At 68.6% G+C, this 19,471-nt stretch carries 16 protein-coding genes; 15 read left to right on the top strand and 1 reads right to left on the bottom strand.

Annotation, left to right across the window (positions count from 1 at the left end; translation table 11 throughout):
- Nucleotides 1-63: 63 nt before the first annotated feature.
- Complete coding sequence (locus ACIRPU_RS31475) at nt 64-1,359, top strand: geranylgeranyl reductase family protein (protein WP_403873277.1); 1,296 nt, start codon at nt 64-66, stop codon at nt 1,357-1,359.
- Between the two features lie 456 nt (nt 1,360-1,815).
- On the opposite strand, the gene ACIRPU_RS31470 is transcribed toward ACIRPU_RS31475, so the two are convergent.
- Entirely contained in the window at nt 1,816-2,619 is an 804-nt protein-coding gene (locus ACIRPU_RS31470) for a C40 family peptidase (RefSeq protein WP_403873274.1), read from the bottom strand.
- 741 nt (nt 2,620-3,360) lie between these two features.
- Between ACIRPU_RS31470 and ACIRPU_RS31465 the strand changes: the two genes are divergently transcribed.
- The 14 genes from ACIRPU_RS31465 to nuoN are packed head-to-tail and all read left to right on the top strand — an operon-like array spanning nt 3,361 to nt 19,423.
- Entirely contained in the window at nt 3,361-3,720 is a 360-nt protein-coding gene (locus ACIRPU_RS31465; RefSeq protein WP_007383963.1) for an NADH-quinone oxidoreductase subunit A, read from the top strand.
- A gap of 13 nt (nt 3,721-3,733) precedes the next feature.
- Nucleotides 3,734-4,288 (top strand): NADH-quinone oxidoreductase subunit B family protein, encoded by a 555-nt coding sequence (locus ACIRPU_RS31460; protein ID WP_062640096.1) that lies wholly within the window; start codon nt 3,734-3,736, stop codon nt 4,286-4,288.
- Complete coding sequence (locus ACIRPU_RS31455; RefSeq protein WP_403873270.1) at nt 4,285-5,097, top strand: NADH-quinone oxidoreductase subunit C; 813 nt, start codon at nt 4,285-4,287, stop codon at nt 5,095-5,097. The genes ACIRPU_RS31460 and ACIRPU_RS31455 overlap by 4 nt, the downstream gene beginning before the upstream one ends.
- Complete coding sequence (locus tag ACIRPU_RS31450) at nt 5,094-6,416, top strand: NADH-quinone oxidoreductase subunit D (RefSeq protein ID WP_351757448.1); 1,323 nt, start codon at nt 5,094-5,096, stop codon at nt 6,414-6,416. Before ACIRPU_RS31455 ends, ACIRPU_RS31450 begins: the two co-directional genes overlap by 4 nt.
- A complete protein-coding gene (nuoE, locus tag ACIRPU_RS31445) occupies nt 6,413-7,285 on the top strand; it encodes an NADH-quinone oxidoreductase subunit NuoE (RefSeq protein ID WP_403873265.1) in 873 nt (290 codons plus the stop codon). Before ACIRPU_RS31450 ends, nuoE begins: the two co-directional genes overlap by 4 nt.
- Nucleotides 7,282-8,634 carry an NADH-quinone oxidoreductase subunit NuoF gene (gene nuoF, locus ACIRPU_RS31440; RefSeq protein ID WP_384111380.1) on the top strand — a complete coding sequence of 451 codons (1,353 nt, stop codon included), beginning with the start codon at nt 7,282-7,284 and terminating at the stop codon, nt 8,632-8,634. The genes nuoE and nuoF overlap by 4 nt, the downstream gene beginning before the upstream one ends.
- Complete coding sequence (locus ACIRPU_RS31435) at nt 8,631-11,135, top strand: NADH-quinone oxidoreductase subunit G (RefSeq protein ID WP_403873262.1); 2,505 nt, start codon at nt 8,631-8,633, stop codon at nt 11,133-11,135. Before nuoF ends, ACIRPU_RS31435 begins: the two co-directional genes overlap by 4 nt.
- A complete protein-coding gene (gene nuoH / locus ACIRPU_RS31430) occupies nt 11,132-12,493 on the top strand; it encodes an NADH-quinone oxidoreductase subunit NuoH (protein ID WP_403873259.1) in 1,362 nt (453 codons plus the stop codon). The genes ACIRPU_RS31435 and nuoH overlap by 4 nt, the downstream gene beginning before the upstream one ends.
- A complete protein-coding gene (gene nuoI / locus ACIRPU_RS31425; protein WP_403873256.1) occupies nt 12,486-13,127 on the top strand; it encodes an NADH-quinone oxidoreductase subunit NuoI in 642 nt (213 codons plus the stop codon). Before nuoH ends, nuoI begins: the two co-directional genes overlap by 8 nt.
- Complete coding sequence (locus ACIRPU_RS31420) at nt 13,124-13,966, top strand: NADH-quinone oxidoreductase subunit J (RefSeq protein WP_403873253.1); 843 nt, start codon at nt 13,124-13,126, stop codon at nt 13,964-13,966. Before nuoI ends, ACIRPU_RS31420 begins: the two co-directional genes overlap by 4 nt.
- Nucleotides 13,963-14,262: an NADH-quinone oxidoreductase subunit NuoK gene (gene nuoK / locus ACIRPU_RS31415; protein ID WP_020130147.1), complete on the top strand. Its 300-nt coding sequence runs from the start codon at nt 13,963-13,965 to the stop codon at nt 14,260-14,262. Before ACIRPU_RS31420 ends, nuoK begins: the two co-directional genes overlap by 4 nt.
- A 15-nt stretch (nt 14,263-14,277) precedes the next feature.
- Nucleotides 14,278-16,191, top strand: coding sequence for an NADH-quinone oxidoreductase subunit L (nuoL, locus tag ACIRPU_RS31410; RefSeq protein WP_355704868.1), 1,914 nt, complete (start codon nt 14,278-14,280; stop codon nt 16,189-16,191).
- A 5-nt stretch (nt 16,192-16,196) separates the two neighbouring features.
- The gene (locus ACIRPU_RS31405; protein ID WP_403873249.1) at nt 16,197-17,768 is read left to right on the top strand and encodes an NADH-quinone oxidoreductase subunit M; all 1,572 of its coding nucleotides are present in this window, start codon (nt 16,197-16,199) and stop codon (nt 17,766-17,768) included.
- Nucleotides 17,765-19,423, top strand: coding sequence for an NADH-quinone oxidoreductase subunit NuoN (gene nuoN / locus ACIRPU_RS31400; protein ID WP_403873246.1), 1,659 nt, complete (start codon nt 17,765-17,767; stop codon nt 19,421-19,423). Before ACIRPU_RS31405 ends, nuoN begins: the two co-directional genes overlap by 4 nt.
- Nucleotides 19,424-19,471 lie beyond the last annotated feature (48 nt).

The raw sequence follows: 19,471 nt of genomic DNA, 5'->3' as shown, positions 1-19,471 counted from the left end.
GAATAGACTGCCCATGTCCAGTGCCGGTCGGCACGAAGATTCCGAACTTGGGGAGATCCCGCCGTGACCGTCGTGAACGAGCTCCTCTCCGAAAGCACCGCCGATGTGATCGTCGTCGGCGCGGGGCCGAGCGGCTCCACGACCGCGTACTACCTCGCCAAGGCCGGACTCGACGTACTCCTCCTGGAGAAGACCGAGTTCCCGCGCGAGAAAGTGTGCGGCGACGGCCTCACCCCGCGAGCCACCAAACAGCTCGTGGCCATGGGCATCGACATCTCCGAGGAGGCCGGCTGGCTGCGCAACAAGGGCCTGCGCATCATCGGCGGCGGGGTCCGCCTCCAGCTGGACTGGCCGGATCTCGCCTCCTTCCCCGACTACGGACTCGTCCGCAAGCGGGACGACTTCGACGAACAGCTCGCCCGCCAGGCCCAGAAGGCCGGCGCCCGCCTCTACGAGCGCTGCAACGTCGGCGCCCCGATCGTCGACGACCGCACCGGCCGCATCACCGGTGTGCACGCCAAGCTCGGCGAGGAGAAACGCGAAGTCGTCTTCCGCGCCCCGCTCGTGGTGGCCGCCGACGGCAACTCCAGCCGGATCTCGCTGGCGATGGGCCTGCACCGTCGCGAGGACCGCCCGATGGGCGTCGCGGTCCGCACCTACTTCACCTCCCCGCGCCACGAGGACGACTACCTGGAGTCCTGGCTGGAACTGTGGGACCGCCGGGGCCCGGGTGAGGACCGTCTGCTGCCCGGCTACGGCTGGATCTTCGGCATGGGCGACGGAACCTCGAACGTCGGCCTGGGTGTGCTCAACACCTCCAACTCCTTCAAGGAGCTCGACTGGCGCGAGGTCCTCAAGGCCTGGTGCGCGTCCATGCCGGAGGACTGGGGTTACACCCCCGAAAACATGACCGGCCCGATCCGGGGCGCCGCCCTCCCCATGGCCTTCAACCGCAAGCCCCACTACACCAAGGGTCTGCTGCTGGTCGGCGACGCCGGCGGCCTGGTGAACCCCTTCAACGGCGAGGGCATCGCCTACGCCATGGAGTCCGGTCAGATCGTCGCCGACGTCATCGTGCAGGCCCACGCCCGCGCCACCCCCGCCCAGCGCGAACTGGCTCTTCAGCGCTATCCGCAGGTCCTCGCGGACACCTACGGCGGGTACTACTCACTGGGCCGCGCCTTCGTGAAGCTCATCGGCAACCCGAAGGTCATGAAGATCGCGACCCAGCGCGGTCTGACCCACCCCCTGCTGATGAAGTTCACCCTGAAGATGCTCGCCAACCTGACGGACCCCACGGGCGGCGACGCGATGGACCGCATCATCAACGGCCTGAGCAAGGTGGCCCCGAAGGCCTGACCACGGCTGGGCCCCTCCGGAACCGGGGCACCGGCGGACCGGCGGACCGGCGCGAAGACCTCTTCCCGCCGGCCCGCCGACACCACGAAGGGCGCCGCGCACGGCCAATAGGGTCCGACCGGAGCGCCCGTGCGCACCACGAAGCCGGCCGACGCGCCCTGGACGCCAGGGAGACGGCCCGGGGCCTCTACGCGCGTCCGGGAGACGGGGGAGACGGCGGGAGCCTCGACGCGCGTCCTGGAGGCAGCTGAAGGCCTCTACGCGCGTTCTGGTGGCAACTGGATGCCCCCGCGCGCGTTCTGGAGGCGGCCGCTGAGCCCGTGCGCGTCGGAAGAGCGGCTCGCGGGACCGCGGGTGTCCGCCGGGCGAGCCGGGAGTGCCCGAAGGGCCGCTGCCCCCGAGCGGCTGCGGCCCTTGCGTGCGTGAGGTGCCCTCAGGAGGGGGCGCCCGAGGGTGTCAGAGCACCCGTACCGCGCCGGTCGGCGGGTCGTAGGACATCGGCTTCTCGGCCACACCGGTGGACGGGTTCTGCGCGCCGACGAACATGCCGTCGCCGACGTACACCGCCACGTGGTACGCGCTGCCCGCGCTTCCCCAGTAGAGGATGTCGCCCGGCAGCAGGTTGTCCAGCGACACCTGGGTGCCGAAGGTCGACTGGTCCTGGGAGACGCGCGGCAGGTCGACGCCGACCTGCTTGAAGGCGGTCTGCATGAGACCCGAGCAGTCCCACGAGTTCGGGCCGGTGCCGCCGGAGACGTAGGCGTCGCCGATCTGCGCCTTCACGAAGGCGATGACGGCCGCGGCCGAACCGGTCGCCGTGGAGCTGCTCGTGCTGTCGGAGCTGCTGCTGCTCGACGTCGAGATGAGCGTGGTCCGCTCGGCGGCGCGCGTGGCTCGCTCGGCGGCGGCCTTGCGGGCGGCCTCCGCCTTCTTCTTCGCCTCGGCCTTGGCCTCGGCGAGGTCCTTCTTGGCCTCCTTGGCGGCTGCGGTGGCGGCCGCGTCGCGCTCGGCCTGAAGCTGGTAGTTCGCTGCGGCCTGCTGCGTGGCCTGAGCGGACTGCGCGACCTGGGCAGCCAGGTCGCCGGTGAGGACGGGCAGTTCGAGCGTCTGCGTCACCGGCTCGGCGGCGTTGGCCGAGCCAGCTGCTGTGGCGACGGCCAGCGTGCCGAGGACACCACTGGCGACTCCGGCCCGCATCGCGATCGTCGACGCGCTGCGGCGGGGTTTCCGGTGGCTGCGTATGTGAGCGGTGAGGGACATGGGTACAACCGGTATCAGGGGCTCCTCCATACCTTCAAGAAACGTGTGCTGCGCCACAGTTGTTCAATGGGCGCCCCAAATTCCCTGACCCGGGTTCTTTATTGACGCCGTAACGGACATTGCGGACGCGGGTGATCAAGCCTGTGATCATGGACTTTCGTCGTTACGCCCGGATTGCCCGCCACCTACCACCGCTTGAGACCGTTGGCCAAGCCCCGCTCTTAGGCGCCCCTCACGGATGTGGCGGAGGTCACGGAACGGTCACCGGTGCGGCCGCGTCTCGCGCGTCCGGCGCCTCCGCCTCCGCTTGTGAACGCGTACACGCGTCCACACCGCGGCTCCGTCTCCCTCTGATGTGTGAATGCGTGCCTCTATCAGGGCCCTGCGTCCATCGCCAATTTGCATGCAAGGGAAGCTTCTTGATATGGAGACGACCCGCGATTCCTGTGGTGACGAGCGCAAATGTCACTTCTTGTGATCACTCTGACGCTTCACGTATGAAGATCACCGTCGATATGACTTCATGATCCTTCGTCAGGTGGTGGAGATCACAAAGCTTGTGTAATACCCCGTGTCGCAGATCACAGAGCGGCGGGCATAAGATGCGAGGCAGTTGGGCTTGTGACCTGCTTCACATGTTCGCGATCTTCGCCGGGACGGGCGGGGTTCGCCGACCTTGCGGGGCTGCTCAGTCCGACGTCATCGCCAGCAGTCAGTGCCGACTGAGAGGAGCGAGGAGCGGTGAACGCGTATGCGCCCATCCTCGTACTGGGAGCCCTCGGGGCAGGCTTTGCGATCTTCTCCGTGGTCATGGCCACGTTGATCGGGCCGAAGCGGTACAACCGCGCCAAGCTCGAGGCCTACGAGTGCGGTATCGAGCCGACCCCCACGCCGGCCGGCGGCGGGCGCTTCCCCATCAAGTACTACCTGACGGCGATGCTCTTCATCGTCTTCGACATCGAGATCGTCTTCCTCTACCCCTGGGCCGTCACCTTCGACGCCCTGGGTGTTTTCGGGCTCGTGGAGATGTTGCTCTTCGTGCTCACCGTCTTCGTCGCGTACGCGTACGTATGGCGGCGCGGCGGCCTGGAATGGGACTGAGGGGCCTTTAACCATGGGACTCGAAGAAAAGCTGCCGAGCGGATTCCTGCTGACCACCGTCGAGCAGGCCGCGGGCTGGGTGCGCAAGGCGTCCGTCTTCCCCGCCACGTTCGGCCTCGCCTGCTGTGCCATCGAGATGATGACCACCGGCGCCGGCCGCTACGACCTGGCGCGCTTCGGTATGGAGGTCTTCCGGGGTTCGCCCCGCCAGGCGGACCTGATGATCGTCGCCGGCCGGGTGAGCCAGAAGATGGCGCCGGTGCTCCGGCAGGTCTACGACCAGATGCCGAACCCCAAGTGGGTCATCTCCATGGGCGTGTGCGCCTCCTCCGGCGGCATGTTCAACAACTACGCGATCGTCCAGGGCGTCGACCACATCGTGCCCGTCGACATCTACCTCCCGGGCTGCCCGCCGCGCCCCGAGATGCTGATGGACGCGATCCTCAAGCTCCACCACAAGATCCAGAACACCAAGCTCGGCGTGAACGCCGAGGAGGCGGCCCGCGAGGCGGAGGAAGCGGCGCTCAAGGCCCTGCCCATGATCGAGATGAAGGGGCTGCTGCGGTGAGCGACGCGAACGGCACCCACGGCGCGAACGGCTCGTCGAACGGAGCGAACGGCTCCTCGACCGGGGCGAACGGGGCCGATGGGGCGAACGGGACGAACCCCGAGAAGGATCTCTCCGCCTCCAACCTCCCGGGCCAGCGCGGCCAGGGCGGCGAGGAGGTCCGCGTCCAGCGCGGCATGTTCGGCGCCGACAACGGCGGCGACACCTCCGGATACGGCGGCCTGGTCCGCTCCATCCGGCTCCCAGGGTCGGCGAGCCGGCCCTACGGCGGCTGGTTCGACGAGGTCGCCGACGAACTCGAGGGCGCGCTGGAGGAGCAGGGTCTGCTCCCCGCCAACGCGATCGAGAAGACGGTCGTCGACCGCGACGAGCTCACGTTCCACATCGAGCGCGAGCACCTGCTCCGTGTCGCCCGCACCCTGCGCGACGACCCGGCCCTGCGCTTCGAGCTCTGTACCGGCGTCAGCGCCGTGCACTACCCGAACGACAAGGGGCGCGAGCTGCACGCCGTCTACCACCTGCGCTCGATCACCCACAACCGGTTGATCCGCCTGGAGGTCAGCGCCCCGGACGCCGACCCGCACATCCCGTCCCTGGTCTCCGTGTATCCCACCAACGACTGGCACGAACGCGAGACCTACGACTTCTTCGGGATCGTCTTCGACGGTCACCCGGCCCTGACGCGGATCATGATGCCGGACGACTGGCAGGGCCACCCGCAGCGCAAGGACTATCCCCTCGGCGGTATCCCCGTCGAGTACAAGGGCGCCCAGATCCCGGCTCCGGACCAGCGGAGGTCGTACTCATGAGCACGCAGTCAGCATCCGCCCGTGAGACCACCGAGGGCGCTGTATATACGGTCACCGGTGGCGACTGGGACGAGGTCGTCCAGTCCGCGACCCGCGCCGACGACGAGCGCATCATCGTCAACATGGGGCCCCAGCACCCCTCCACCCACGGGGTGCTCCGCCTGATCCTGGAGATCGAGGGCGAGACGGTCACCGAGGCCCGCTGCGGCATCGGCTACCTCCACACCGGTATCGAGAAGAACCTCGAGTACCGCACGTGGACCCAGGGCACCACGTTCGTGACGCGCATGGACTACCTGACGTCCTTCTTCAACGAGACCGCCTACTGTCTCGCCGTCGAGAAGCTCCTCGGCATCGAGGACCAGATCACCGAGCGGGCCAAGATCATCCGGGTGCTCCTGATGGAGCTGAACCGGATGTCCTCCCACCTGGTGTGCATCGCCACCGGCGGCATGGAACTCGGTGCCACCACGATCATGATCTACGGATTCCGTGATCGTGAACTGATTCTCGATATCTACGAGCTCATCACCGGCCTGCGGATGAACCACGCGTTCATCCGCCCCGGCGGACTCGCCCAGGACCTGCCGCCCGGCGCGGTGGACCAGATCCGCGAGTTCGTGAAGAAGATGAAGAAGAACCTCCCGGAGTACGACAAGCTCGCCACCGGGAACCCCATCTTCAAGGCCCGTATGCAGGACGTCGGGTATCTCGACCTGGCCGGCTGCATGGCCCTCGGCGCCACCGGCCCGATCCTGCGGTCCACCGGCCTCCCGCACGACCTGCGCAAGGCGCAGCCGTACTGCGACTACGAGACATACGACTTCGATGTCCCGACCGCAGACTCCTGCGACTCCTACGGCCGCTTCCTGGTCCGCCTGGAGGAGATGCGCCAGTCGCTCCGGATCGTCGAGCAGTGCCTGGACCGGCTGCAGCCCGGCCCCGTCATGGTCGCCGACCGGAAGATCGCCTGGCCCGCCCAGCTCGCCCTGGGCCCCGACGGTCTCGGCAACTCCCTCGACCACATCAAGAAGATCATGGGCACCTCCATGGAGGCCCTGATCCACCACTTCAAGCTGGTGACCGAGGGCTTCCGCGTCCCGCCGGGACAGGCGTACGCGGCCGTCGAGTCACCCAAGGGCGAACTCGGGGTGCACGCCGTCTCCGACGGAGGCACCCGCCCCTACCGGGTCCACTTCCGGGACCCGTCCTTCACCAACCTTCAGGCCATGGCAGCGATGTGCGAGGGCGGCCAGGTCGCCGACGTCATCGTCGCCGTAGCCTCCATCGACCCCGTCATGGGAGGCGTCGACCGGTGACCACCTCTTCTTCCGAGCGGGGCGTCAGCCTGGGCATGCCCGAACTGCCCGCGCCCGCCTACCCGGACGACGTCCGGGCCCGGCTGGAGGCGGATGCGCGCGAGATCATCGCCCGCTATCCCGACTCCCGGTCCGCGCTCCTGCCGTTGCTGCATCTCGTGCAGTCGGAGGAGGGACACGTCACGCGCACCGGGATGCAGTTCTGCGCGGACGTGCTGCAACTGACCACGGCCGAGGTCACCGCGGTCGCCACCTTCTACACCATGTACCGCCGCCGCCCCAGCGGTGACTACCAGGTGGGTGTCTGCACCAACACGCTGTGCGCGGTGATGGGCGGCGACGCGATCTTCGAACAGCTCCAGGAACACCTGGGCATCGGCAACGGCGAGACCACCGACGACGGCAAGATCACCCTGGAGCACATCGAGTGCAACGCGGCCTGTGACTTCGCGCCGGTCGTGATGGTCAACTGGGAGTTCTTCGACAACCAGACCGTGCAGAGCGCGAAGCGCCTGGTGGACGACCTGCGGATCGGTCACACCGTCTCGCCGACGCGCGGTGCGCCGCTGTGCACCTTCAAGGAGACCGCGCGGATCCTGGCGGGCTTCCCCGACGAGCGGGACGGAGCCGTCGAGGCGAGCGGTAGTGCGGGACCGGCGTCGCTGGTGGGTCTTCGCCTGGCAAGGGGAGAGACCGCACCCGCGCGCGTGGTCCACCCGCGGGACGGCGGGCCGCACGACGAGCCGCAGGACGGGGCGGTGCACGAGCCGTCGCCCGCGGAGCACCAGAGTTCGCACGACGCGCCTCAGGACACGTCGGCCTCCGACCCGGCCCACCCGGCAGGGCCTACCGCCGAGGAGGGGGAGTGATGACCTTGGCACCCGAGTTGAAAGGCAGCAGCCCGGAGAAGCTGCTCGCACCCGTGCTGTCGGCCTTCTGGGACGAGGACCGGTCCTGGAGCCTGGACGTCTACCGAAGGCACGAAGGGTACGAGGGCCTCCGCAAGGCGCTCGCCATGTCCCCGGACGACCTGATCGCGTACGTCAAGGACTCCGGTCTGCGAGGGCGGGGCGGCGCGGGATTCCCGACGGGAATGAAATGGCAGTTCATTCCCCAGGGTGATGGAAAGCCGCACTATCTAGTTGTCAACGCCGACGAATCGGAGCCCGGGACCTGCAAGGACATCCCGCTCCTCTTCGCGAACCCGCATAGCCTCATCGAGGGCATCGTGATCGCGTGCTATGCCATCAGGTCGTCTCATGCCTTCATCTATCTGCGTGGTGAAGTCGTCCCCGTTCTGCGGCGGTTGCACGAGGCCGTGCGCGAGGCCTACGCGGCGGGCTACCTCGGCGAGAACATCCTGGGCAGCGGACTCGATCTCGAACTCACCGTGCACGCCGGCGCCGGCGCGTACATCTGCGGTGAGGAGACCGCGCTGCTCGACTCGCTCGAAGGCCGCCGTGGGCAACCGCGGCTGCGCCCTCCTTTCCCTGCTGTCGCGGGCCTCTATGCGTGCCCGACTGTGGTGAATAACGTCGAGTCGATCGCGTCAGTTCCCGCGATTCTGCAAAACGGCAAAGAATGGTTCAGGTCGATGGGAAGCGAGAAGTCCCCGGGCTTCACGCTCTACTCGCTCAGCGGCCATGTCGCCGGCCCCGGCCAGTACGAGGCCCCGCTCGGCATCACCCTCCGCCAGCTCCTCGAGATGAGCGGCGGCATGCGACCCGGGCACCGGCTCAAGTTCTGGACACCGGGCGGCTCCTCGACGCCGATGTTCACCGAGGAGCACCTCGACGTCCCTCTCGACTACGAAGGAGTGGGCGCCGCCGGTTCCATGCTCGGCACCAAGGCCCTCCAGTGCTTCGACGAGACGACCTGCGTCGTGCGAGCCGTCACCCGGTGGACCGAGTTCTACGCCCACGAGTCCTGCGGCAAGTGCACCCCGTGCCGTGAAGGAACGTACTGGCTCGTGCAGTTGCTGCGGGACATCGAGGCCGGCAAGGGAGCCCTCTCCGACCTCGACAAGCTCAACGACATCGCCGACAACATCAACGGCAAGTCCTTCTGCGCCCTCGGCGACGGGGCCGCCTCGCCGATCTTCTCCTCGCTCAAGTACTTCCGCGAGGAGTACGAGCAGCACATCACGGGCCGCGGCTGCCCCTTCGACCCGGCCAAGTCGACGGTCTGGGCGGACAAGCACACGGAGGTGAACGCATGACGGTGACCACCAGCGCTCCCTCCGGAGGCGGCGAGGCGGCGGTCCCGCCGGAGGATCTCGTCACGCTGACGATCGACGGCGCCGAGATCAGCGTGCCCAAGGGCACCCTGGTCATCCGGGCCGCCGAGCGACTCGGCATCGAGATCCCACGCTTTTGCGACCATCCCCTCCTCGATCCGGTCGGCGCGTGCCGGCAGTGCATCGTCGAGGTCGAGGGCCAGCGCAAGCCGATGGCGTCCTGCACGATCACGTGTACGGACGGCATGGTGGTGAAGACCCAGCTCAGCTCGCCGGTGGCCGAGAAGGCACAGCACGGTGTGATGGAGCTGCTCCTCATCAACCACCCGCTGGACTGCCCGGTCTGCGACAAGGGCGGCGAGTGTCCCCTCCAGAACCAGGCCGTGTCGCACGGCCAGGCCGAGTCCCGCTTCGAGGGCAGGAAACGGACGTACGAGAAGCCCCTGCCGATCTCCACACAGGTGCTGCTCGACCGTGAGCGGTGCGTGCTGTGCGCACGCTGCACCCGGTTCTCCAACCAGGTGGCGGGCGACCCGATGATCGAGCTGATCGAGCGGGGCGCGCTCCAGCAGGTGGGCACCGGCGAGGGCGACCCCTTCGAGTCGTACTTCTCCGGCAACACCATCCAGATCTGCCCGGTCGGCGCACTGACCTCGGCGGCGTACCGATTCCGCTCCCGGCCCTTCGACCTGGTCTCCTCGCCGTCGGTCTGCGAGCACTGCTCCGGCGGCTGCGCCACGCGCACCGACCACCGGCGCGGCAAGGTCATGCGGCGCCTGGCCGCCAATGACCCCGAGGTCAACGAGGAGTGGATCTGCGACAAGGGGCGCTTCGCGTTCCGGTACCCCCAGCAGCGGGACCGGCTCGAGACGCCTCTGGTGCGCAACGCCGAGGGTGACCTCGTACCGGCTTCCTGGCCGGAGGCGTTGCAGATCGCGGCTCAGGGCCTGCTGGCGTCGCGTGGCAGGACCGGTGTCCTGACCGGCGGCCGCCTCACCATCGAGGACGCCTACGCGTACAGCAAGTTCACGCGCGTGGCGCTCGACACCAACGACATCGACTTCCGCGCGCGCGTGCACAGCGGCGAGGAGGCCGACTTCCTGGCCGCCCACATCGCCGGTCGAGGCCGTGACCTCGACGGTACGGGCGTCACGTACACCTACCTGGAGAAGGCGCCCGCCGTCCTGCTCGTCGGGTTCGAGTCGGAGGAGGAGGCGCCCGGCGTCTTCCTGAGGCTGCGCAAGGCCTGGCGCAAGCACGGACAGCGGGTGTTCTCGCTGGCCACGCACGCGACCCGGGGTCTGGCGAAGGCGGGCGGCACGCTGCTGTCGGCGGCGCCGGGCACCGAGACGGAGTGGCTGGACGCGCTCGCGGGCGGCGTCGGCCTGGAGGACGCGGGCGGCAGGGCCGCCGAGGCGCTGCGGGCCGAGGGCGCGGTGATCGTCGTCGGCGAGCGGCTGGCCGGTGTGGCCGGTGGTCTCACGGCCGCCGTACGGGCCGCCTCGGCGACCGGCGCCCGACTGGTGTGGATTCCGCGCCGGGCGGGCGAGCGGGGCGCGATCGAGGCGGGCGCCCTGCCGTCGCTGCTGCCGGGCGGCCGTCCGGCCACCGACCCACGCGCGCGTGAGGAGGTCGCTGCGGCCTGGGGCCTGGCCGAACTTCCGCACCGCCACGGCCGGGACACCGGGCAGATCATCGAGGCCGCAGCGTCCGGCGAGCTTCAGGCGCTGCTCGTCGCGGGCGTCGAGGTCGCGGACCTGCCCGACCCGGCACGCGCGCGTACGGCGCTCGCCGAGGCAGGCTTCGTCGTGTCGCTGGAGTTGCGGCCCGGTGAGGTCACCGAGCACGCCGATGTCGTCCTCCCGGTGGCCGCGGTCGCCGAGAAGGCGGGCGCCTTCCTCAACTGGGAGGGCCGGGTCCGTTTCTTCGAGGCGGCACTGAAGCCCGACCAGATGACACGCCGTCCCGCGCCCTCCGACGCGCGCGTGCTCCAGATGCTCGCCGACGCCATGGACGTCCATCTCGGCCTGCCGGACCTGCGCACCGCGCGCGGGGAGCTCGACCGGCTCGGCGCGTGGGACGGGCCGCGGGCCACCGAGCCCCTCGAGACCGCCGCCCATCTGCCGCGTCCCGCCGCGGGGGAGGCCGTCCTCGCCGGGCACCGCCTGCTGCTCGACCAGGGTGTCCTCCAGCAGGGCGACGAGGCGCTCGCCGGGACGCGGCACGCCGCACACGCGCGTGTGTCGCCCGCGACGGCCGCCGAGGTGGGCGTCAAGGACGGCGACGTCCTCGCCGTGACCGGGCCCGCGGGGTCGGTCGAACTCCCGCTGCTGATCACTCCGATGCCCGATCGGGTGGTCTGGCTCCCGCTCAACTCCACGGGCGCGGGCGTCGCCTCCGACTCCGGGGCGACACCCGGCGCCCTTGTCCGCATCGGCCCGGCGACGCTCATCGCCGACGCCCCCAAGGAGGTGGAGGCATGAGCCCGTACTTCGCCGCTGAAGACCTCTCGATGTTCGGCCGCGACCCCTGGTGGCTGGTCGTCGTCAAGGCGGTCTTCTGCTTCGCCTTCCTGCTGCTGTCCGTGCTGTTCGCCATCGTCTGGGAGCGGAAGGTCGTCGCCTGGATGCAGCTGCGCGTCGGCCCCAACCGGCACGGTCCCTGGGGCATGCTCCAGTCCCTCGCCGACGGCATCAAGCTGATGCTGAAGGAAGACCTCGTCGTCAAGCGCGCGGACAAGGTGGTGTACATCCTCGCGCCGATCATCGCGGCCATCCCGGCCTTCATGGCGATCGCGGTGATCCCCTTCGGCCCGGCCGGCAACGAGGTCTCGATCTTCGGCCAGCGCACCACGATGCAGCTGACCGACCTGCCGATCGCGATGCTCTACATCCTCGCGTGCGCATCGATCGGCATCTACGGCATCGTGCTGGCTGGCTGGAGCTCCGGCTCCACGTATCCGCTGCTGGGCGGTCTGCGGTCCTGCGCGCAGATGATCTCCTACGAGATCGCCATGGGCGCCGCGTTCGCCTCGGTGTTCCTCTACTCGGGGTCGATGTCGACGTCGACGATCGTCGAGCAGCAGCAGGACCGCTGGTACATCCTGCTGCTGCCGGTCTCCTTCATCCTCTACATCGTCACGATGGTCGGCGAGACCAACCGCGCCCCCTTCGACATGCCGGAGTCCGAGGGCGACCTGGTCGGCGGCTTCAACACCGAGTACTCGTCGATCAAGTTCGCGATCTTCATGCTCGCCGAGTACGCGAACATGATCACGGTCTCGGCGGTGTCGACCACGCTCTTCCTCGGCGGCTGGCGGGCTCCCTGGCCGATCAGCACCTTCTGGGAGGGCGCGAACCACGGCTGGTGGCCGATGCTCTGGTTCATCGCCAAGGTGCAGCTCCTGCTGTTCCTGTTCATCTGGCTGCGCGGCACACTGCCCCGCGTCCGCTACGACCAGTTGATGAAGCTCGGCTGGAAGGTCCTGATCCCGGTCTCGGTGACGTGGCTGATGCTCGTCGCGACCGTACGGACCCTGCGCAACGAGAACTACGACTTCGCCGAGATCGCCCTCTACGTCTGCGGCGGCGTCCTGGTCCTGTTGCTGCTGTCCTTCATCGCGGACATGTTCCGCAACGCAGGCAAGGAAGCACAGGCCCCCGCCGAGCCCGCCGGCTTCGACCCGATGGCGGGCGGGTTCCCCGTACCCCCACTGCCGGGACAGGAGTTGCCGCCGGTGCCCAGGCGCCGCCCGCACCAGGAGCGAGAGCTCATTGTCAGTGGTGGAGTGGACACTGTGAGTGACGGATCGCTGGATGGAAAGGAGGCGTCCGATGGCTGAGGAGCCCAAGGAGACCAAGCCCGGTTTCCAGAACCCCGTGGCCGGCTTCGCCGTGACCTTCAAGGCCATGTTCAAGAAGCGGCTGACCGAGCAGTACCCGGAGCAGCAGAAGACCACAGCTCCCCGGTTCCACGGACGGCACCAGCTCAACCGCCATCCGGACGGCCTGGAGAAGTGCGTCGGCTGCGAGCTGTGCGCCTGGGCCTGCCCCGCCGACGCCATCTACGTCGAGGGCGCGGACAACACCGACGAGGAGCGCTACTCGCCGGGCGAGCGGTACGGGCGGGTGTACCAGATCAACTACGCCCGCTGCATCCTGTGCGGCCTGTGCATCGAGGCATGCCCCACACGCGCGTTGACGATGACCAACGAGTTCGAGCTCGCCGACTCCAGCCGCGCCAACCTGATCTACACCAAGGAGCAACTGCTCGCCGGCCTCGAAGAGGGCATGGTCGACTCGCCCCACGCGATCTACCCGGGTACGGACGAGCAGGACTACTACCGGGGTCTGGTGACGGAGGCGGCGCCGGGTACGGAACGGCAGCCGGCCGTCTCCAAGGGCGAGGACCCGCAGGAGGCCGCCGCCACGTCCGGTCCGGACGAGCCGGCGTCGCGGAAGGTGGTCGGCCGATGAGCGCGCAACTCGCCGCCTACTCCACCTCGACCGGCGAGGCCTTCCAGTTCTGGGTGCTCGGCGCCGTCGCGGTGATCGGCGCCCTGTGCACCGTCTTCATGAAGAGGGCCGTGCACAGCGCGCTCTGCCTCGCCGGCACCATGATCGTCCTGGCGGTGTTCTACCTCGCCAACGGCGCCTACTTCCTGGGCATCGTGCAGATCGTCGTCTACACCGGCGCGATCATGATGCTGTTCCTGTTCGTGGTGATGCTCGTCGGCGTCACCGCGGCGGACTCCCTGAAGGAGACCATCAAGGGCCAGCGCTGGCTGGCCCTCGTCAGCGGCCTCGGCTTCGGCATCCTGCTGATCGCCGGCATCGGCAACGCCTCGCTGACGGAGTTCAACGGCCTCGCCGAGGCGAACGCGAACGGCAACGTGGAGGGCCTCGCCACCCTCATCTTCACCAAGTACGTCTTCGCCTTCGAAATCACCGGCGCCCTGCTCATCACGGCCACCGTCGGCGCCATGGTGCTCACCCACCGCGAGCGCACCGAGCGGGCCAAGACCCAGCGGGAGCTGTCCGAACAGCGTGTCCGTGAGGGCAAGCACGTACCGCCGCTGCCCGCGCCGGGCGTGTACGCGCGGCACAACGCCGTGGACATCCAGGGTCTGCTGCCCGACGGCACCCCGTCGGAGCTCACGGTCAGCAAGACGCTGCGCGAGCGCGGTCAGATCCGGGACGTGTCCACCGAGGCGCTGAACGACCTCAAGGCCCTGGAGCAGCGTGCCGAGGAGCGCCTGGAGCGGTCCGCGATCGAGCCGCCACACCTGAAGCGGACCGAGGAGGCGTCGAAGTGAACCCCGTCAACTACCTCTACCTCGCGGCCCTGTTGTTCACGATCGGTGCCACGGGCGTGCTGATCAGGCGCAACGCGATCGTCGTCTTCATGTGCATCGAGCTCATGCTCAACGCCTGCAACCTCGCGTTCGTCACCTTCTCCCGGATGCACGGCAATCTCGACGGCCAGATCATCGCCTTCTTCACGATGGTCGTCGCCGCCGCGGAGGTCGTGGTCGGACTCGCGATCATCGTGTCGCTGTTCCGTTCCCGCCACTCGGCCTCGGTCGACGACGCCAGCCTGATGAAGCTGTAAGGGGTCGGAAGAAACGTGGAGAACCTGATTGCGCTGCTCATCGCGGCGCCCCTGCTCGGAGCGGCCGTCCTTCTGGTCGGCGGCCGCCGGCTCGACGCCGTCGGCCACTGGATCGGCACGCTCCTGTCGTCCGCCTCCTTCGTGTTCGGCGTCATCCTCTTCAGCGACCTGCTGAGCAAGGACGCCGAGGACCGGACGCTGACGCAGCACCTGTTCAGCTGGATCCCGGTCGAGGGCTTCCAGGCGGACGTCGCCTTCCGCCTCGACCAGCTGTCGATGACGTTCGTGCTGCTGATCACCGGCGTCGGCTCGCTGATCCACCTCTACTCGGTCGGGTACATGGAGCACGACGAGCGGCGCCGCCGCTTCTTCGGCTACCTGAACCTGTTCCTGGCGGCGATGCTGCTGCTCGTCCTCGCCGACAACTACCTGCTGCTGTACGTCGGCTGGGAGGGCGTCGGGCTCGCGTCCTACCTGCTCATCGGCTTCTGGCAGCACAAGCCCAGCGCCGCCACCGCCGCGAAGAAGGCCTTCCTGGTCAACCGCGTCGGCGACATCGGCCTGTCGATCGCCATCATGCTGATGTTCACCACCTTCGGGACCTTCGCCTTCGGCCCGCTGCTGGGGACGGAAGGCGAGCCCGGCATCGCGGGTGACGCCGGCGAGGGCAAGCTGACCGCCATCGCCCTGATGCTGCTGCTCGCCGCCTGCGGCAAGTCCGCCCAGGTACCGCTCCAGTCCTGGCTCGGGGATGCGATGGAGGGCCCCACCCCGGTCTCGGCCCTCATCCACGCGGCGACGATGGTGACGGCGGGCGTGTACCTGATCGTCCGCTCGGCGGCCATCTTCAACGGCGCACCCGACGCGCAGCTGGTCGTCACCGTCGTCGGCGCCGTCACGCTGCTGTTCGGTGCGATCGTCGGTTGCGCGAAGGACGACATCAAGAAGGCGCTGGCCGGCTCGACCATGTCACAGATCGGCTACATGGTGCTGGCCGCGGGGCTCGGCCCCATCGGCTACGTCTTCGCGATCATGCACCTGGTGACGCACGGCTTCTTCAAGGCCGGGCTGTTCCTCGGCGCCGGCTCCGTCATGCACGGCATGAACGACGAGGTCGACATGCGCAAGTACGGCGGCCTGCGCACCTACATGCCGGTCACCTTCGTCACCTTCGGGCTCGGCTATCTCGCCATCATCGGCTTCCCGGGCCTGTCCGGCTTCTTCTCCAAGGACAAGATCATCGAGGCGGCGTTCGCCAAGGGCGGCACCGAGGGCTGGATCCTCGGCGGCTGCGCCCTGCTCGGCGCGGCCATCACCGCGTACTACATGACGCGCGTGATGCTGATGACGTTCTTCGGCGAGAAGCGCTGGCAGCCCGACGCCGAGGGGCATGAGCCGCACCCGCACGAGTCGCCCAGGTCCATGACCATCCCGATGATCGTGCTGGCCTTCGGATCGGTCTTCGCGGGCGGCCTGTTCAGCATCGGCGACCGCTTCCTGCACTGGCTGGAGCCCGTCACGGGCCACAGCCACGGCGACTCCCCGATCAGCGCCCTGACGGTCACCCTCGCCACCATGGTGGTGCTCGTCATCGGCGTGGCGGTCGCCTACGCCCAGTACGGCCGACGCCCCGTCCCGGTCGTCGCCCCGCGCGGGTCGCTGCTGACCCGGGCCGCCCGGCGCGACCTTCTCCAGGACGACTTCAACCACGTCGTCCTGGTCCGAGGCGGCGAGCACCTCACGCGCTCCCTGGTCTACGTCGACCACACCCTGGTCGACGGAGTCGTCAACGGCACGGCGGCCTCGGTCGGCGGCCTCTCCGGACGGCTGCGCCGACTCCAGAACGGCTTCGCGCGGTCGTACGCGGTCTCGATGTTCGGCGGTGCGGCGGTCCTCATCGCCGCGACCCTGCTGATGAGGGCGGTCTGATACCGATGTCCTTTCCTCTGCTGACAGCGACGGCGGCGCTCCCGGCGATCGGGGCGGTCGTCACGGCCGCCGTACCGGCCGCCCGGCGCAACGCCGCCAAATCGCTGGCCTTGGTGTTCTCCCTGGCGACACTCGCTCTGGCGATCGTCGTCCTGGTCCGCTTCGACCCGGACGGCGGCCGCTACCAGCTCACCGAATCCCACTCCTGGATCAAGGACTTCGGGGTCAGGTACGAGCTGGGCGTGGACGGCATCGGGGTCGCGCTCCTCGCGCTGACCGCACTGCTGATCCCGTTCATCATCCTCGCGGGCTGGCACGACGCCGACCCACTGGAGACGGGCAGCAAGCGCTGGCGGCCGACGCAGGGCTTCTTCGCCCTGATCCTGGCCGTCGAGGCGATGGTGATCATCTCCTTCGAGGCGACCGACGTCTTCCTCTTCTACATCTTCTTCGAAGCCATGCTGATCCCGATGTACTTCCTCATCGGCGGCTTCGGGGACCGTGCCCACGAGCACGGAGAGGAGGCGGCGTCCACGCAACGGTCGTACGCGGCCGTGAAGTTCCTCCTGTACAACCTGGTCGGCGGTCTGATCATGCTGGCCGCGGTGATCGGCCTCTATGTGGTCGCCGGGAACTTCTCGCTCACGGAGATCGCCGAGGCCCGCGCCAACGGCACGCTCGACATGGCGACGAACACCGAACGCTGGCTGTTCCTGGGCTTCTTCTTCGCCTTCGCGGTGAAGGCGCCCCTGTGGCCGCTGCACACCTGGCTGCCCAACGCCATGGGTGAGGCGACCACCCCGGTCGCCGTGCTCATCACGGCGGTCGTCGACAAGGTGGGCACCTTCGCGATGCTCCGGTTCTGCCTCCAGCTGTTCCCGGAGGCGAGCAAGTGGGCGACGCCCGCCATCCTCGTCCTTGCGGTGATCAGCATCATCTACGGGGCGCTGCTCGCCGTGGGCCAGCGGGACATCAAGCGGCTGGTGGCGTACGCGTCGATCTCGCACTTTGGGTTCATCATCCTGGGCATCTTCGCGATGACCAGCCAGGGCCAGTCCGGCGCGACGCTCTACATGGTCAACCACGGCATCTCGACGGCCGCCCTGATGCTGGTCGCCGGCTTCCTGATCTCCCGGCGCGGCTCGCGGCTCATCGCCGACTACGGCGGGGTGCAGAAGGTCGCCCCGGTGCTCGCCGGCACCTTCCTGATCGGCGGTCTGGCGACGCTTTCGCTGCCGGGACTCGCGCCCTTCGTGAGCGAGTTCCTGGTCCTGGTCGGCACGTTCGCGCGCTACCCGGCGATCGGCATCGTCGCCACCTTCGGCATCGTCCTCGCCGCGCTCTACACCCTCGTCCTCTACCAGCGGACGATGACGGGCCCGGTGAAACCCGAGGTCTCGGCGATGCCCGACCTCCGCCCGCGTGAGCTCGTGGTCGTCGCCCCGCTGATCGTGCTGTTGATCTTCCTGGGCGTCTACCCGAAGCCCGTCACGGACATCGTGAATCCGGCGGTCAAGCAGACCTTGTCCGACGTGCACAAGAAGGACCCCCAGCCCGAGGTGGAGGCGGCCAAGTGAGCGCATCAGCCGTCCACAGCCTGTGGACAACGGCGGCAACCGCGGCCGAACCGATCTCGAAGATCGACTCGCCCAAGATCGAGTACGGGCAATTGTCGCCCACCTTGATCGTCGTGGGCGCGGCGATCATCGGAGTGCTGGTCGAGGCGTTCGTGCCGCGCAAGCACCGCTACTACGCACAACTGTTCGTATCCGTCGTGGCGCTGACCGCCGCCTTCGCCGCGGTGGTCGCGCTGGCGGAGGGCGGATACGGCACCACGAAGGCACGCATCGCGGCCATGGGCGCGATCGCGGTCGACGGACCGGCCCTCTTCCTTCAGGGCACGATCCTGCTGGCCTCCCTGGTCGCCCTGTTCACCTTCGCCGAACGGCGCCTCGACCCCGAGGTGCACGGCAACCGGGTCGACTCCTTCGCCGCCCAGGCGGCCTCCGTGCCCGGCAGCGACAGCGAACAGGCCGCGGTCAAGGCCGGATTCACGACGACCGAGGTCTTCCCGCTGCTGCTGTTCGCGGTCGCCGGCATGCTGGTCTTCCCGTCGGCCAACGACCTGCTGACCCTCTTCATCGCCCTGGAAGTCTTCTCGCTGCCCCTGTACCTCCTGTGCGCACTGGCCCGCCGCAAGCGGCTCATGTCACAGGAGGCCGCGGTCAAGTACTTCCTCCTCGGCGCGTTCGCCTCCGCGTTCACCCTCTTCGGCATCGCACTGCTGTACGGGTACGCGGGCTCGGTGTCGTACGGCACGATCGCGCAGGTCGTCGACGGCACCGTCCAGAACGTGAATCCGGCGCTCGCCGACACCATGGGCAACGACGCACTGCTCCTCGTCGGCGCCGCGATGATCGTCATGGGACTGCTGTTCAAGGTGGGCGCGGTGCCGTTCCACATGTGGACGCCCGACGTCTACCAGGGTGCGCCGACCCCCGTCACCGGTTTCATGGCCGCGGCGACCAAGGTGGCCGCCTTCGGCGCGCTGCTGCGCCTGCTCTATGTCGTCCTGCCCGGCCTGCGCTGGGACTGGCGGCCGGTCATGTGGGGCGTCGCGATCGTCACCATGCTGGGCGGCGCGATCGTCGCGATCACGCAGACCGACATCAAGCGGCTGCTGGCGTACTCGTCCATCGCGCACGCCGGATTCATCCTCGCGGGTGTCATCGCGACCACCCCGGACGGCGTCTCGTCGGTGCTCTTCTACCTGGCCGCGTACTCGTTCGTGACGATCGGCGCGTTCGCGGTGGTCACCCTCGTGCGCGACGCCGGCGGCGAGGCGACCCACCTGTCCAAGTGGGCCGGACTCGGACGCAGGTCACCCCTGGTGGCGGCCGTGTTCGCGGTGTTCCTGCTGGCCTTCGCCGGCATCCCGCTGACCTCCGGGTTCGCCGGTAAGTTCGCCGTGTTCAAGGCGGCGGCCGAGGGTGGCGCGGCCCCGCTGGTCGTGGTCGGCGTGATCTCGTCGGCGATCGCGGCGTTCTTCTACATCCGCGTCATCGTGCTGATGTTCTTCAGCGAGCCGAAGCCCGAGGGCCCGACCGTCGCCGTTCCGTCACCGCTGACGATGACGGCGATCGCGGTGGGCGTGGCGGTCACGCTGGTGCTCGGTGTGGCTCCGCAGTACTTCCTGGACCTGGCGAACCAGGCGGGAGTGTTCGTGCGCTGAGGCGCTCCACGCTGAGGCGCTCCGCTCAGGTGCGCCGACCCGCGTGTG

Origin of the sequence: Streptomyces sp. NPDC102259 (assembly GCF_044766465.1) — a bacterium.
In the GTDB taxonomy this organism is placed as follows: domain Bacteria; phylum Actinomycetota; class Actinomycetes; order Streptomycetales; family Streptomycetaceae; genus Streptomyces.
Note: the sequence above shows the minus strand (reverse complement) of the source record. Positions and strands in the feature narration are given on the sequence as shown.

Coding starts and splice junctions, on each gene's coding strand:
- ACIRPU_RS31405 (WP_403873249.1), top strand. CDS start 16,197: ATGTCCTTTCCTCTGCTGACAGCGACGGCGGCGCTCCCGGCGATCGGG.
- ACIRPU_RS31470 (WP_403873274.1), bottom strand. CDS start 2,619: ATGTCCCTCACCGCTCACATACGCAGCCACCGGAAACCCCGCCGCAGC.
- ACIRPU_RS31450 (WP_351757448.1), top strand. CDS start 5,094: ATGAGCACGCAGTCAGCATCCGCCCGTGAGACCACCGAGGGCGCTGTA.
- nuoH (WP_403873259.1), top strand. CDS start 11,132: ATGAGCCCGTACTTCGCCGCTGAAGACCTCTCGATGTTCGGCCGCGAC.
- ACIRPU_RS31460 (WP_062640096.1), top strand. CDS start 3,734: ATGGGACTCGAAGAAAAGCTGCCGAGCGGATTCCTGCTGACCACCGTC.
- ACIRPU_RS31435 (WP_403873262.1), top strand. CDS start 8,631: ATGACGGTGACCACCAGCGCTCCCTCCGGAGGCGGCGAGGCGGCGGTC.
- ACIRPU_RS31420 (WP_403873253.1), top strand. CDS start 13,124: ATGAGCGCGCAACTCGCCGCCTACTCCACCTCGACCGGCGAGGCCTTC.
- nuoI (WP_403873256.1), top strand. CDS start 12,486: ATGGCTGAGGAGCCCAAGGAGACCAAGCCCGGTTTCCAGAACCCCGTG.